The sequence below is a fragment of the Endozoicomonas sp. ISHI1 genome (assembly GCF_024606225.1).
In the GTDB taxonomy this organism is placed as follows: Bacteria; Pseudomonadota; Gammaproteobacteria; order Pseudomonadales; family Endozoicomonadaceae; genus Endozoicomonas_A.
Genome location: NZ_JAGRPU010000014.1, coordinates 14689 through 29891 on the forward strand (window position 1 = coordinate 14689; position 15203 = coordinate 29891).

Here is a 15203-nt window from a genome sequence, read left to right on the forward strand (position 1 = left end):
AGTTTGGGTCTTCCATATTGGCATGGCAGGCAACTTTCGTTTTATGTATGGCACACTGATTCACAGACTCACTGGGAGGCGCTGCTATGAAACCCGGGACACCTTTTTATCCTCCAGACAACTATTCGTCATCACGGAGCATAATTTCCAGCCTATGGCTGGTTTTTGTGCTGCTGGTATTTTGCACGGTCGGAGTAAAAGCGGCTTCGACTGAAGCGCTCATGGATATGGATGAAGCCTACGGCCAGTTGGAGCAAAAACTGAATCTCACCGACGAACAAAAGCCCAAGGTAGAAGCCATCCTGAAGGAGAGCAGGGCGGTTATTAAAGAGATTCGGGCCTCCGACGAGAATCGGCTAAGTAAAGCCAGGGCGCTCCGTAAAAACAGGGATGAAACCAATAAGAGACTCGCGACGGTATTGAACGATCAGCAGATGCAAACCTATCGGGAACTTCGTAAGGAAATGCGGGATAGGCTGAAAGAATACCGCGGTCAGAAAAAGTCTGAATAGATGTTCAAGGATAAACGTCAGGAGTCACCCGAACGCCTGACGTTAAGATCAGATCCGGATAAGACGCATTGTCAAAAGCCAGCTCAATGAAGAATGCAGTCCATCCATTTTCAGGGGCTTGGGGGCAGAATTGATAGGTCCAGGGTCTTGAGTGGACAGGCGTTATGTGAGTTGCCTGAAAACGTATACCAGCTTGTTGCAGTACATCTTTTCGGAAGTCTCTGGCGTCGGGGTTATGGCAAACCCAGACACGCGCAAGCTTAGGTTCAAGGCTGGTTCTGATTTCCAGGCCACCGTCATCCAGCAGTCGCCAGTTCATGGCGGGCATGTCCTGCTCCGAAATCAGCGCACCAAAGACAGAAGCCATAATCTCATCGATGTTCACAGCACTATCCCGGCCCAGATAATGGCTGGCATTCGGCAAGTACCTGAGCCAGGTTAATTCAGATAATTTCGGATAATAGAAACGGGCAGAGTCCGGTGGAAAGAACTCATCGCAACTGGCGTTAACAATAAACGTGGGCAGGAAGAGCTGATTTCTATAAACAAAAGGGTCGATATCATTGAGCAATTGCTGCATACCCGGAGAGTCCAGCTTTGACAGAATGTCATGATCATTGTCGGCATAATCGCGAATGGCACTGGCAAAGCCGCCGTAAACATTCAGATGATGATGCATACAGGCTTGTATGTTCAGTGCATCAATCACCATTGGAATAAGAGCCATGACCCTCTGATCAGCAGCTGCCGTCAACCATGAAATCCAGCCCCGTTTGGAAGCCCCGGCGATAATGAAATCATCTATTCGGGTGGACCCTTTTTCACTGAACTTTTTACTGAACTCACACAGGGCATCCATGGTTCGGATTACACTCTTAACCATGGGCCACTGGACGGGCATAAAGCCGTTGTTTTCAGGATCTTCCAGAAAGGCTTGCCAGGAAAAAGCAACAAGATCATCTTCCGACCTGGGAACACCATCCTGAAAGGTCAGAGGCTGGTTGGGCACGTCTCTGAGGACGGCTACCGGGGCTTTAGTGAGTTGGCATAATCGTGCACCATCGACGTTATGTGAGGGTGTGAGTTCAAGGGATGGATCGTGCCTCGATCCTCCATGAATCATTAGCAGACAGGGGTTGTCTGAACCTTCTTCAGGCCAATAGAGCGTCAGGCGGTGTTGCCATTCGGGTTGACGGAGACCAAAGCGAATGCCCTCCTGCCAGGTCTGGGAAATAAGTTCTAAGTGACTCATTGTGACGGCTGGAAACTCGTCAGAATAACAGGTTTCAAGGCAGCGCCAGCTGAAGTTGTCATCTTCTCTATTCAGGAAGTCCAGAAATTCAGGATTCAATGCCAAGCCTCTTGGTTGCTGGAGTTCATTTCAGTGTCATCGGCGGTTATTGATAGAATACAAGCCGGTATTCATTTTGTAGTCAGTCTATCGTTTTTGTGGAAAAAAGATTCGATCTGGCGAACTTTTTTTGTTCCTTCAGGGTCGAAGAGAGCAGTAAACATTTATTTATTGGGTACAGGTTCTGGTTAAAGCCAAAAAATCGGCTAAACATTATCTTGCCTGATCATGAAGTTTCTGGAGTCTCATGTGCTGATTGTTGCCGAAACCCCCCGACTGATCCTTCGAACCTGGCAAGAAGCCGATTTAAAGCCGTATGCCGATATCACGGGATCGGTTCAAAAAGAACCGCGTTATGGTGCTCACTCCCCCGCCTCTGAAGCAGAAACCGACCTCTGGCGTTTTCAAATCGAACTTGACCAGAGGGGCTGGTCTCGTTGGGCGGTTGTGCTTAAAGAGACTTACCAGCTGATTGGCAGCTGTGGATTTTCAGCCTATGGCGATACTGTCGAAATGAGCTGGCGATTCAGTCAGGAGTATCGTGGCCGCGGGCTGGTGATTGAAGCGGCTGAAGCAGTGACCGACCTGGGGTTCAGAAGATTGGGCTTCAAGGAAATCATCTCTTTTGCTTCACCTCAGAATGAATTTGCCCTTGATGTGATTGAATCATTGGGCATGAGTCTGGCGGGGTATGAAGGCTGGTGTAATGTAACGGTTGCCCGGTTTACTCTGAGTTCGGCAGAAGCTCTCAGTCCCCACCATTAGGATTGCTTCCGGATCGGAGATATCTCTCGTGTATTGGTTGGCAGTCTCGCCAGTCTGGGAACCCGTTGTAAACGGGCTTCCCCTAAAGCGAGCACTTTTCCGAACGATCATTCAAGCTGAGAACAATAACGGAGTTGCATTACATGACCTATCGATTTGTACACTTCTCTGATCCCCAGTTAGTTCCGGCGGGAATGTTGAATTATGACATTGACCCACAGGCAAGGTTGAAGCACTGCGTCGACACACTTTTGCAGCAAGTGCCGGAATCCAGCGCTTGCATCATCACAGGTGACCTGACTCACTGGGGCGAAAAAGAGGCCTATAAAGCCTTGAAAGAAGAACTCGACAGGTTGTCTTTCCCGGTTTACTGCCTGATGGGCAATCATGATCACAGACAAAATTTTCTGGATGTTTTCCCAAACCATCCAAGGCAGCAGGAGGGCTTTATCCAATTTACGGTTGAGACAGAACTGGTCAACCTGATCTGTCTGGATACGCTGGATGACAGAAAACGCAGTGGGGTTCTCTGCGAGCAAAGACTGGCATGGCTGAAGCATGAACTGGAAGCTGCAAACAAACCGGTTTGTCTGTTTATGCACCATCCTCCATTTGAAACGGGATTGGCAAGCATGGACAGGGACAATCTGGTCAATTCAGAAGCACTCAGGTCAATGATTCAGCCCCACAAAGAATGGATCAGGCATTTGTTTTTCGGTCATTTGCACCGCTCTGTTTCGGGTCATTGGCAGGGAATCAGCTTTTCATGCCCACCTTCTCTGGTTCATCAGACACCTTTTAATTTTGATAACCCCAAGCCTGACTCTGTTTCGCCAGAGCCTCCGGTTTATAACCTGGTAGATATTCATCCCGACAGACTGGTTGTCCACACTCACAATTTTTTGCATGATTCTCCCACTATTAACAGCAGAGCCTGTCAGCGCTATCAAAAGCCTCTGGACCCTGAATTATGAAATTTAATGAACCTGCACTTCTGAAAAACTGGGAAAAACGTTTTGTAGAATTTCTGCAAGACCGGGATTGCGAGGATGCCTCTCACGACATTTCCCACTTTCAGCGGGTCTGGAAAACGGCACAACAGCTGATGGATGAAGGCCATTTTGACATTAACCGGCTGGTGGTTCTTGCTGCCTGTTATTTTCACGATATTGTTGTGTTGCCAAAAAACCATCCGGAGCGCTCGAAAGCTTCCACCCTTTCGGCTGAAGAGACTGAAGTTTGCCTGAAATCTCTGGCGTTTCCTGAAGACCTGATCGCTGCCGTGTGTCATGCAGTAAAAACTCACAGTTATTCCGCTAACATCCCCCCTGAAACTTTGGAAGCTGAAGTGGTTCAGGATGCGGACAGGATGGAAGCCCTTGGGGCGATTGGCATTGCCCGTTGTTTTTATACGGGTGGCAAGCTGGGCCAGAAACTGTTTGATCCCGAAGACCCTATGGGGAAAAACAGGACACTGAACGATCGTCAGTACTCACTGGATCATTTTGAAATCAAGCTCTTGCAGATTCAGAAGACCATGAAAACAGAGCCCGGGCGCAACATGGCAGTTCGTCACAGCGACTTTTTGCAGTCCTTCCGAACTCAGCTGTGTAAGGAGCTTTCAGGCGACTACAGCTAAATAAAGTCTTGGTTTTTTTTGTATCTTTGTACTATTAACCTCTTAGCAATCTGCTTATACTTTCCGGCAATCTTGTCGGAGCGCCACGGGCTGAGACCGAAAGTTTTTTTTTCGGAATCCGTAGAACCTGCTCAGGTTAATACCTGCGAAGGGAACAAGATGGCCTATCCGGCAAGCTATTTCGAAACAGTCGTGAACTGGAAAACAGTCTTGAACTGGAAAACAGTCATGAACTCAACGTGAAGGATACTGAAACGATGGCTTGCGAGAAAAATGCGTCCGGTTTTGACCGGCAGTTACTGATGGACGCCTGTCGCCCCTTTCCCAACTCCCAAAAAACCTATGTAACAGGCAGTCGCGAAGACATTCGTGTCGGTATGAGAGAAGTTCATCTGCACGATACCCCTGAGCGTTTTGGTGGCGGCAAGAATGAACCGGTTCGGATTTATGATACGTCGGGCAGCTACACGGAGAGTGGTGTTCCTCATGATTTGAATGAGGGCTTGCCGGGTTTGCGCTCAAAGTGGATTGAAGAAAGAGCTGATACTGAGCTGCTCAACGATCGGTCCTCAGAATTTGCCCGCTCCCGTCAGTTTGATCTGCGTCTGCAGGAGATTCGCTTCAAAGCACTGAGAACGCCCCGCAGAGCCAGGGCGGGCCAAAATGTCTCACAGCTGTATTACGCCAGACAGGGGATAATCACTCCTGAAATGGAGTTTATTGCGATTCGTGAGAATATGGGGCGTACCGAAGGCTCTCACATCACTCCAGAGTTTGTCAGAAAGGAAGTCGCTGAAGGGCGGGCCATTATCCCGGCCAACATTAATCACCCTGAGTCCGAGCCCATGATTATCGGGCGTAACTTTTTGGTGAAGATCAATGCCAATATTGGTAATTCTGCGGTGACCTCTTCCATTGAAGAAGAAGTTGAAAAGATGCTCTGGTCTGTTCGCTGGGGTGGCGATACGGTGATGGACTTATCCACAGGCAAGAACATCCATGAAACCCGTGAGTGGATTATCAGGAACTCGCCAGTGCCTATCGGTACGGTGCCTATCTATCAGGCTCTGGAAAAGGTCAAAGGCAAGGTGAAAGACCTGAACTGGGAAGTCATGAAGGACACCATCATCGAGCAGGCAGAACAGGGCGTGGATTACATGACGATCCATGCCGGTGTCCTCAGGGAACATGTTGCTAAAACCAGAAACCGGGTGACAGGTATTGTTTCCCGGGGGGGAGGTATTCTGGGGCAGTGGGCAGAGATGCATGATGCCGAGAATTTCCTTTACGACAATTTCCGTGAGCTGTGTCAGATCTGTCAGGCGTACGATATCAGCCTGTCTCTGGGTGATGGTTTGCGACCTGGTTGTATCGCCGATGCCAACGATGAAGCGCAATTTGGCGAACTGAAAACCCTTGGGGAACTGACAAAGATTGCCTGGGAATACGATGTTCAGGTCATGATTGAGGGACCGGGCCATGTGCCCATGCACCTCATTAAGGAAAACATGGAGATGCAACTGGAGCACTGTCATGAAGCGCCTTTCTATACCCTTGGGCCTCTGACGACTGATGTGGCACCGGGCTATGACCACATTACTTCAGGTATCGGAGCTGCCATGATCGGCTGGTATGGCTGTGCGATGCTTTGTTATGTCACACCCAAAGAGCATCTCGGTCTGCCTGATAGAGATGATGTAAAAGCAGGTCTGATTGCCTATAAAATTGCCGCTCATGCTGCTGATTTGGCCAAAGGTCATCCCGGTGCCCAGATTCGTGATAATGCTTTGTCCAAGGCGCGCTTTGAATTCCGCTGGCTGGATCAGTTTAACCTGGCTCTGGACCCCGATACGGCAAAAGCCTATCACGATGAGACATTACCTCAGGAAGGTGCGAAGGAGTCAGAGTTCTGCTCCATGTGCGGACCTGATTTCTGTCCCATGCGGATGACTCAGGATGTTCGCGAACTGGAAGAAACTGCCTGAAAATAAACGCTGGGAGTCAGTCGTCTGGCTGACTCCTTCTGACCTGTCGAATATATGACGTCACCACTGCTTGCTAATCTTTTGGGAGTGCTTTGCTCAATCCAGGAGGTCATAGTGGTTCCGTTTTCTCCTCAATCATTTCTGAGTTTCTTTCAATCCCGTAAAGACGCTGCAGGCCAGTACCCCATCCTTGATAGGGGGCAATTGTCATCGGAAAAAGTCGGTTGGGTTCGGGGGCCGTCTGATAAGTACACTGCTTTTTGTCGCTCCGTAAAAATTTATTACGAGCGAGAGAACGAACTCATGGATAAGCCGGAGTTGCAGGGTGTTAGTCGTATAGTACAAACGGCCACCGGGTCTGCAACCCCGCTGTTCAAAAGAGATGTGTCAATCACAAATCCGGCCACGCCAAGAAAAGCCAGTGAGTGGAATGATGAGTTTATAGCGGTAAATCAGGCGAGTCTGACGGTGTTGCATGAGGCTGAGGTTGAGTTGGTTCAGTTGCTCCTGAACAAAGCGCCAGAGGATGAAATACAGGCAGCAGTTGAAAACCTGATAACAATGTTCTGTTTGACCACTAAAAGCAGAGACGGGGGTGACTGGGAAGCCCATTTAAGGGACTTTATGGAATCCGAGAAAGTGGATATCCGGATTCAATGTGCAAGACACCGGGCTCCTGATGAAGAGAAGCCTTATGACCTGGCCTTGCCCCACGCAAGAGCGAATGCATCAGGGAAAAGAGTCTTCACCTCACCGCATACGGGTGATCTGGACCTGCATTTTGGCATGATGGATCGTGCTATTGATTATTTCAAGGCAAACCCACCCAGAGGCGTTCAACATACCAGACAGGATCGGAAGCAAGCCGGCTTTAGTCATGCACTTGATAATGTCAAGCAGCCTCAACGATTGTCTCCAAATACGCCACCGAAATTAAAAGAGAAGCTGATCGACGAAGCCTGCCAGTTATTTGTAGCGATTATCGGAGACAGACAATACGGTTTGACCGTTCAGGACATGAAACAGGCTTATCGGGATAAAGTGATGACCGATGAAATGGTCAACGCCTGTCTGGATAATATGCAGTTTGATGATCCTCAACTCAACGAACTGGGGCGTTTGGTTCAGGAAGGCAAGTTAATGTACGGAGCTTTTGCCACAGATGACGTTGACTCTACACCTGTCTTTACCAATCTTGAAGACTTACTGCAGTTCTTGAGGGAGTCTTCGGAATCTACTGACGACAGCAACGAGTCGGATGATGAAGATTGGCAAACGTGCCAGAGCTCATTGAGCGATGTGAGCGATGACTTTGTTGGCCCACAGCTACCGGTAGCAGCAGCAACAGCAGAGCAGCTTGAAGCCTTTAAAAAAGCTCAGGCATTCAACCCGGATGTAAAAGATGCAGACCTTGCGGTGGCTGTTGATCTTTTAAATACCGATGAAGAGCTGGCACGTGGAGTTCTGAATAGAAGTCCTCTTCGGCAGGATTACATCCGTGAGTTTTCCGGGTTAATTGTGGTAACGGCCAAAACCGGGGTTCCATCAATGGAAGGAGCCTCTGTCGCTGAGCAGGCAGCTCAGCAGACAGCTCAGCAGACAGCAATGACACCTCCTGCCATTCCGGAAAAACCGTCCGTAGCTTCTGCTGCGATCGCTATGCCATTAGAGCAGGCTTCATGGCCATTGTCGGGAATGGACGACACTCAACAACAATTCCTGACTATGAAGGCCCGGTGGGATAGTCTGCAGCCATCCCGCCAGCAACCCGACCGGCTTGTTAGTGAGCAGTTTAATCAGCATCCGGTTAATGCAGGCTCCTTTGAGAATGCTGAAAGTGATCTGGAAGAACAGCATCGACAGTTGCTAAATGAGATGCAACAGAATATGGACGCAGAAACATTTGACCTGATCAAGGAAGATATGGATCGGGCTCATAACTGCTCCAGAATTAAACTTGAATACCAGTTCGGACGGATTGATAAGGATGAAGCCAAACGGCAGATAACCGAAAGAAGTTTTGGCGGTGAAAGAGCAGGTCACCTTGCCGAGCTGGATAGACTGACACCTCATAAGCAGACGCTGATTTCAGCCGATGAAGAAGTTGAATTTGAACTGCTTAACAGCGTTGTGTCTGAACTGTATAAAAGACAGGCTGCGGGTAACTCAAATTGTCAGGGCTTTGCCAACTCTCTGGAGCACTTTGCCAGAGGCAGGGGTTATAACCAGGTTCATGGCATTTCAACGCCGATAGAGCTTGCTTTTGATGCCAGTCAGACGACACCTATTGTGGGTTGGGTTCAGGTTGATGGTCTTGAGGAAAAGCAGCATCACCATGAGTTTCAGAATCGTGTGGGTGAATTTTTCGAAGCCATCAAAAAGGGTCAGCAAAGACAGCCAGGTGCGGCCAAAAGACCATTAGCCGAGGCTTTTGATAGTGACCGATACGTTGTCCTTAAATCGGGTACCAGTGGTGGTGCAGGCCACTATACCTTTGTGCAAAGACTGAAGTCATCCGGGCGATTTATCGTAGTGGATGCGCAAAACAGGCAGATGTTTCCTGTACTCAATCCCGATGGCACACCGACGGATGAAGCCAGGGCGTACTTCAACAATGTCTCCGTCCAGGCGTACTCCCCAGAGTTTTTGAGTGATGAGCACTATGACAGGGAGATTGACAGCACTAACCTCTGTCTGGCTAATGATCGAAATTATGGCCATCTGATCGGGGTCTTTGAGCATCTGGAAAGAGTGCCTGAACAATGCCAGAAAAGTATTGAAGAGGCCGCTGACTGGTTATCCACAAATGTGAACGGAGCACCTGCCAGAGATGAAATTATCAAAGGGTTGGAAAAAGCTCCCGGGCGTGAGCTATGGTCTTCGCTGTGGGATGGGACCTATCAGCTCAAAAGACCCAGTGAAGTCGAGCCTTTGAAGCAACGTTTTGACGTCTTCGATCCAAAGAAAGGGCAAGACTGGTGTCGCTATCTGATCAAGAATCTGGGGCGTCTGACCGCTGAGCAAAGAAGTACACGTCGAACGGCTTATGAAACGTTTCAACAACTCAGAAACAGCGATACACAGATTGATCAGGCGATGAAAGATGTTCAGGAAACCAACTTTAATGCTGCGTTTCCGACAGAGCGGGAGTGGGATGAGTTCTGTGGTCCTGATATAGATATGAATGTAAAGGCTAATATTGACAGGGCTGAGCAACAGGTGATCAATGCTCAACCGATTAGTAAACCGGCTGCAATGAAACAACTAATGGATGACTTATGGAAGTTATCTCCAGCTGCATCACAAAGTCGAAAGCAGGCTGCTCAGGAACTGGTACAGATTCGACCTGAACTCCAATTGAGTCCGGTGGAGGTAGAAGCGAATCTATCCAGATGTTTCTCTGAAGCGGGTTGGGATTTCCTCTGGGGAGGGTTGAACCTGAAGCGCAGCCAGATGAGTTCTCTGCAGATGAGAATGGACGAAGCGAAAGTCTCCAGACCCAATGAAATGAAAGCATTGATGGTTGAGGTGTTAAGGCTTTCTGATCGTGCTGCCAGAGATATAAAGCTTGCCTCGCAGGAACTGGCTGAGATACGACGCGATTTAGGTCTTGGAGCTGAAGAGATCGAAAGAAACTTGAAACGGGCATTCCCGGGTGATGACTGGAAAATACAAAATCGTGCTCTCAGGGGGAGGGCTAGAGAAGTCAAAGACGATATCAAGCTGAACCTGATGGATCGTGGTCGTCAGGTCATGACCTGGGGGCAAGATGTGCAGGGGCCAGTAGTTGAAGCCAAAGCACCGGAAGCAGTGCAGGCCGTACCAGAACCTGTGCTGGTTCGCGAGTCAAAAAGATTGGAGAAATCAGAAAACATTGGGGAAGTGCTGGCGCACATCAAGCCTGGCGAACCTGTTGTGGTCTGCTTTGATTTGGATGAAACGCTCATCGCCAAAGATATAGTGGCTGGTGGTCGTCAAGAGAGGCGTATGGTCAATCCTGATACGGCCAAAATCATTCAGGACATTCGAACAAAGGCGGGTCCGGGTAATGCCAAAATTATCCTGCTTACCGCCAATGAAGAAGACTCTTTGAGAGAAAAACTTGAAAAAACGCAACTCGACAGACATCTGTTTGATGATGCAATCACGATCAAAGTCCAAACGGGGCCACTGAAAACCAAGGGTCAGGGCCTGCATCACTACCTCGACACATCCGGGCACCCGGCACAGCACGTCGTTATGGTAGACGACGTGCAGGGCATGTTGGATTCTGTTGAAAAGGCCGCTGATCAACGTGGCATACCCTATACAACATTCCACTTTTATGGCGCTAAACCGATGACCTACAGGGTGGATTTTGCTGCTATTAAAGACACGTTCATGTCTGAAGATGGAGAAGGTCCTGATATCAGTTTTGAGCGATTTACTGAGTTGCAGGTGCTGTCCGATGATAAGGGTTGGAATTCTGAAGAATTGAAAGCGATCTATATAAACGAATCGCCTCTAATGAGAGGTAAGTTTGATAGTTTGAAAGTGTTCAACGCCAGTTTTGACTGGCGAAACTATAAATTACCCAGAGACTACCAGCCTCCCCGGCATTTGGGGAGACCAGTGATTGGTGTTAAATAATCAGACTATCTGGGACAAGGTTTGGATAAGAGACTCGGTTTGAGCCTTATTGCCCAGATTAATTCTTAAACCGACTCTGCCGCTTTCATCGGCTTTTGGTCGAACCAGAATATGGTGAGCCCTGAGGTGTTTTTCGATCTCATCCGGATTATTTGGGAATGTCCAGATAAAGTTGGCGACACTGGGCCAGTAATCAATCCCTTTCCTGTTCAGAAAATCTTCAAACATGGGTTTGGAGACCTCCATCACTTCTTTAACATACAGTTCGGTGTAGCCCGGGTTGGAAAGTGCTGCATCAATTGCAACCACCGCCAGCTGATTAACGTCGTAAGGGCCACGAACATTCAGCAGTGCTCGTATATTCCCGCTATTACTGATGACATAACCGAGACGAACAGAAGGCAATCCCCAGGTTTTTGAGAAGGTGCGGGTAATCACCAGGTTTGGGTACTGCTCAACGACATCTGCTACCGTTTCCTGTGTGTATTCAAAATAACATTCATCCACAAGAATGGCGGCTTTGGGTGCTGCGGCTGCAATTTCAAGAATCTCTTCTCTGGCCACACCAGTACCCGTTGGATTGTTGGGATTGGCCATCACTATAAGCCGGGTTTTGTCGGAAATGGCATCAAGTACAGCCTGCTTGGGAAAGCCTTGGTCTACAGAATACGAAGGCTCAATGATTTTAAGGTTTTCTACCTTGGCGACCTGTTGATACATGGCGAATGAGGGGCCGGGAATAATGGCTTCTTCACCTTCACTGCAAGCTGAGCGGATGATCAGATCAATACCCTGATCGGAGCCGTTGGTGATCATCACCTGTGCGGCATCAACATTGCAGTATCTGGCAATCTTTGTAGTAATGTTCCCGTAGGATGGGTAGCACTGCAGACGATCATCCTGAATGAAATCAATCAACGCCTGCTTTACTGAAGGGCAGACTGGCAGGGTACGCTCATTAAAGTCCAGCAGCAGGTGGTCATGAGGGGCCCGGCCTTCCAGAGGTGGGGTATAAGCTCCTATTTGGGCAATGTGGGATTTAAAAATACTCATGATCAACGTGCCTGCTTGCTCTTGTAGTCCTGATTAGCAGCGCAAGTATATGCAGAGCGTGGCAGACAAGCCAACTTAAAGCGCGAGGTTCCCCATCCTTTTGCGAAGCAATTAGCAAACTCCGGCCATTTCCTTAAACCGTTTGACTATAGCTGCTGCATCATCATTGGAATATGATGCCTTCGAGAGCAGCAGTTAATGAGGCAGCAAAAGTAAGGGCTACAAGAGTCGAAGCATTTTTTACTTCAGTGCCAGACTCAGTGCTGACTTCTGAGCCTGCTTCGGTAACTGTTGTGGTAACTGCTTCGGTAACTGTTTTGGTAACTGCTCCTGTAACCGTTCTTGAAACGATCTGATACATCATGATCTTGTCATCACTCCCCCAGGTTGCCAGCAATTTTCCATCAGGGCTGTATATCGTTCTTGTTGATCCACCGTAAAGGCTGTAAATGTTGATGGGAGTTGGAATATCCTCCTCTTTTTTATAAACCATGATCTCTCCGTTCAGAAACCCAATGGCCATCTCGATACCGCTTTTGTTGTAAGAAATGCTCGTTACCGAGTCTGGCACGGAAAACGAGTATGAGTAGAAGTGCTGCTGCAATAAATCATAAATCATGACAAATGTACTATTGCCTCCAATAGTCAGCTGGGTTCCGTCGGGGTTGTATGCAACGGCCTGTAACTCGGTATTTAAATCGTTCAACTCTTGTTTCAGGGTAAATGGGGGTATCCCGCTGTATTTTCTTAGTCTGTGATCTTCCGACGAAACGGCCAGCTCGGCAAGGCTGGGATGGTAGTCAATATCTGTTATTCGGCCTCTCGATTCGGACAGCACTTTCATAAGTCTGAACCTATTTGTCACGTTATAAAGCCTGACCTCTGTATCATATCCCCCGGCTGCCAGTTGGGTGCCATTGGGGTTGAAAGTAACAGACTGTATTCTGTCTGTCGCTTCGGGCAGGATCTTCAGAACGTTGAAAGGGCTTGTACCATTTATGATGTAGACCTTTTTATCATGCCCGCCGATTGCCAGTTCAGTCCGTTTTGGGTTGAAGGCAACGCTTCCTGCCCAGTCTGTCAAGTGCAGGGTTTTCATGAGTCTGGGTTCTCCCTGGGCAGTCATATCAAAAAATTGTACAGCGCCTGAAAAAGAGCATCCGCCTCCGCCGGAACCAATTCCTACTGCCATCAGCCTATTATCTTTATCCCATGAAATACTTAAAACCCTGTGGGGCGGGCAATGTTTTGACAGGGGGGGCGGTAACTGGTTTGGATCTACATCAATTTCATGGATTAATTGAGGCTTTTGGACCTGCGCTTGTAAACAGCTTAATGCCAGAAAGATAGCCAAGCTAGCAGTAGCGAGAATCTTCTCAATGTTCATTACCCTTCTCCAGAACTCTGTTTTTCAACAACCGCAGTAGGGCAGTCCATTCTCGGACAGCCTCCTGGATCCAGTGCTGTTCATCAGAACTTTTCACCGGTAATCTGTTGATCCGTATCAATTGCACACCACCTCGCAAATACAAATAGTAATAATTCTCATGTTTAGGTTGGAACACTCCAATTATGGCTGCCAGCCCGCCTGAATCCCGAGCTGACTGTAGTGTGTGACGATGCTGTAAAAGGCATTGTTGTAATACCTGATGAACGAACCTCTGCGGTGACTGCCACTCTGGTAGCGATAGATTGCCACCGGCACCAACTGGGTCCACTTTCCGGAGGACATGATGGATAGATCAAGGTGTATAAGATCGGTATTGCAGGAGCGGGGTGATAAGTCATTAAAAAAGTACAGAATTCGGAGAGCCATTTGGCCTATTCAGTTCTCTCATGAGTCTGAATTGGCCAGATAGTTTTCCGAAAATATCATTGCATTACGATGCTATGAAGAACTGCTGTTAATAGAGTGATTAGGGAAAGGGCTTTAAGCGTCGAAGAATTATCCATTTTTGTGCTGGCTTCAGTACTGGCGTCTGTTGTATTGACTACTGTCATATTGACTGCTGTTGTATTGACTGCTGTTGTATTGACTGCTGTTGTATTGACTGCTGTTGTATTGACTGCTGTTGCAGCGATTGCTGTTGTAATCGCTTCAGTCGAGCTGGCTGGAGTTGTAGGTGTAGGTGCTCTTACACCATCGACCCTAAACATCAGGATATCTTCTCTACCGATTGACAGCCATTTGCCGTCGGGGCTGAATGCAAGGGCGAATGCTGACCACGGTGGCATTACGTACGGCAGGGAGCCCAGGGCGACTAACGAACTGATTCCCTCAAAAATATCGACCCTTCCATTTGTAAACCCAACTAGCAGCCGGGTACCTTCTCGGTTGAAGGCAATGCTCGATATCCGTTCCGCTACCGTAAAGGTTTGCAGGGGATTGCTTTCGTCCGGATCCGTCCCATTATAAAGCCTGATCGTTTTTTGATTATCCGCAGTTGCCAGCACGGTGCCATTGGGGTTGTAGGCAACAGCCAATACCTGGCTGCGTGAAACGAACAACTCTTTCAGGCGGTTATACGGGCTGATCCCGCTGTAAATTCTTACCCTATGGCTTTCCTCGCCGACTGCCAGCTGGCCGTTGATGGGGTGGAAGTCAACGCCTACTATATAACTTCCTGCATCGGACAGGGTTTGCACGTGGGTGAACAGACTTCTCCTGTTTTTAAGATAAAGCCTGACTTCTGTATCCTCCCCCCCGACTGCCAGCAGGGTGCCATTGTAGTTAATGGCAACAGTCTCTATATCGCTTGCCCCTTCAGTCAGGGTTTGCAGGTGGTTGAACGGGCTCACCCCTTCATAAACATTGACCGTATCATCATCCCCTCCGGCTACAAGCCGAGTGCCGTCGGGGCTGAAAGCAACGCTTTCTACCCATTCTGTTGCGTGTATGGTACGCAGAAGTCTGGGGATTCCTGAACTCATATCAAAGATTTGCAGGGCTCCTGTACGACCGCAGAGAAAAAGGCCGGAACCCACTCCCACAGCCATGAGCGTACTGTTTTTATTCCATGCAATACTGAGAGCCCTGTGAGGTCCACAACGTGCTGGCAGGGTGGCAGTGGGCGTTGAAGTGGGTATTGCCTGTGGCTGGTTCGGATCTATAGCAATTTTATAGAATAATTGAGGAGGTATTTGTGCTCGCTGATTCGAGCCTGACATTTGAGCCTGTGTAAGGCTTCCTGTCAGAGACATAATCAGACTTGCAATAGCCAGACCTTTTCCAAAGTTCATTATTTTCCTCCAGAATTTCGGCTTTGAAT

Annotated in this window: 11 protein-coding genes and 1 riboswitch; of the genes, 6 read left to right on the forward strand and 5 right to left on the reverse strand. The window is 48.5% G+C overall.

Going from position 1 to position 15203, the window contains the following annotated elements; all coding sequences use genetic code 11:
* Nucleotides 1–86: 86 nt before the first annotated feature.
* Nucleotides 87–512, forward strand: a complete 426-nt coding sequence (locus KBW69_RS10430) for a Spy/CpxP family protein refolding chaperone (RefSeq protein WP_257280842.1) — start codon at nucleotides 87–89, stop codon at nucleotides 510–512.
* Between the two features lie 4 nt (nucleotides 513–516).
* Here the strand turns inward: KBW69_RS10430 and KBW69_RS10435 are convergent, their stop codons facing one another.
* Nucleotides 517–1863: a PhoPQ-activated pathogenicity-related family protein gene (locus KBW69_RS10435; protein WP_257255559.1), complete on the reverse strand. Its 1347-nt coding sequence runs from the start codon at nucleotides 1861–1863 to the stop codon at nucleotides 517–519.
* 249 nt (nucleotides 1864–2112) lie between these two features.
* Here KBW69_RS10435 and KBW69_RS10440 point away from each other — a divergent pair, with 249 nt between their 5' ends.
* The 5 genes from KBW69_RS10440 to KBW69_RS10460 all read left to right on the forward strand — a co-directional run bounded on the left by KBW69_RS10440 (nucleotide 2113) and on the right by KBW69_RS10460 (nucleotide 10881).
* Entirely contained in the window at nucleotides 2113–2628 is a 516-nt protein-coding gene (locus KBW69_RS10440; RefSeq protein WP_257255558.1) for a GNAT family N-acetyltransferase, read from the forward strand.
* 143 nt (nucleotides 2629–2771) lie between these two features.
* Nucleotides 2772–3602 (forward strand): phosphodiesterase, encoded by an 831-nt coding sequence (locus tag KBW69_RS10445; protein ID WP_257255557.1) that lies wholly within the window; start codon nucleotides 2772–2774, stop codon nucleotides 3600–3602.
* Entirely contained in the window at nucleotides 3599–4267 is a 669-nt protein-coding gene (locus tag KBW69_RS10450; RefSeq protein ID WP_257255556.1) for a phosphohydrolase, read from the forward strand. Before KBW69_RS10445 ends, KBW69_RS10450 begins: the two co-directional genes overlap by 4 nt.
* 66 nt (nucleotides 4268–4333) lie before the next feature.
* Nucleotides 4334–4438, forward strand: a riboswitch (TPP riboswitch).
* Nucleotides 4439–4524: 86 nt separating this feature from the next.
* On the forward strand, nucleotides 4525–6252 hold the full coding sequence (thiC, locus tag KBW69_RS10455) for a phosphomethylpyrimidine synthase ThiC (protein WP_306670940.1): 1728 nt from the start codon (nucleotides 4525–4527) through the stop codon (nucleotides 6250–6252).
* Nucleotides 6253–6555: 303 nt separating this feature from the next.
* On the forward strand, nucleotides 6556–10881 hold the full coding sequence (locus KBW69_RS10460) for a DUF2608 domain-containing protein (protein WP_257280843.1): 4326 nt from the start codon (nucleotides 6556–6558) through the stop codon (nucleotides 10879–10881).
* Here KBW69_RS10460 and KBW69_RS10465 read toward each other — a convergent pair whose 3' ends face one another.
* The 4 genes from KBW69_RS10465 to KBW69_RS10480 all read right to left on the reverse strand — a co-directional run bounded on the left by KBW69_RS10465 (nucleotide 10882) and on the right by KBW69_RS10480 (nucleotide 15174).
* Nucleotides 10882–11934, reverse strand: coding sequence for a histidinol-phosphate transaminase (locus KBW69_RS10465; protein WP_257280844.1), 1053 nt, complete (start codon nucleotides 11932–11934; stop codon nucleotides 10882–10884). It abuts the gene before it with no gap.
* Between the two features lie 163 nt (nucleotides 11935–12097).
* Nucleotides 12098–13321: a WD40 repeat domain-containing protein gene (locus KBW69_RS10470; protein WP_257280845.1), complete on the reverse strand. Its 1224-nt coding sequence runs from the start codon at nucleotides 13319–13321 to the stop codon at nucleotides 12098–12100.
* A 183-nt stretch (nucleotides 13322–13504) separates the two neighbouring features.
* Nucleotides 13505–13750 carry a hypothetical protein gene (locus KBW69_RS10475; protein WP_257280846.1) on the reverse strand — a complete coding sequence of 82 codons (246 nt, stop codon included), beginning with the start codon at nucleotides 13748–13750 and terminating at the stop codon, nucleotides 13505–13507.
* 56 nt (nucleotides 13751–13806) lie between these two features.
* Nucleotides 13807–15174 carry a WD40 repeat domain-containing protein gene (locus KBW69_RS10480; RefSeq protein ID WP_257280847.1) on the reverse strand — a complete coding sequence of 456 codons (1368 nt, stop codon included), beginning with the start codon at nucleotides 15172–15174 and terminating at the stop codon, nucleotides 13807–13809.
* Nucleotides 15175–15203 lie beyond the last annotated feature (29 nt).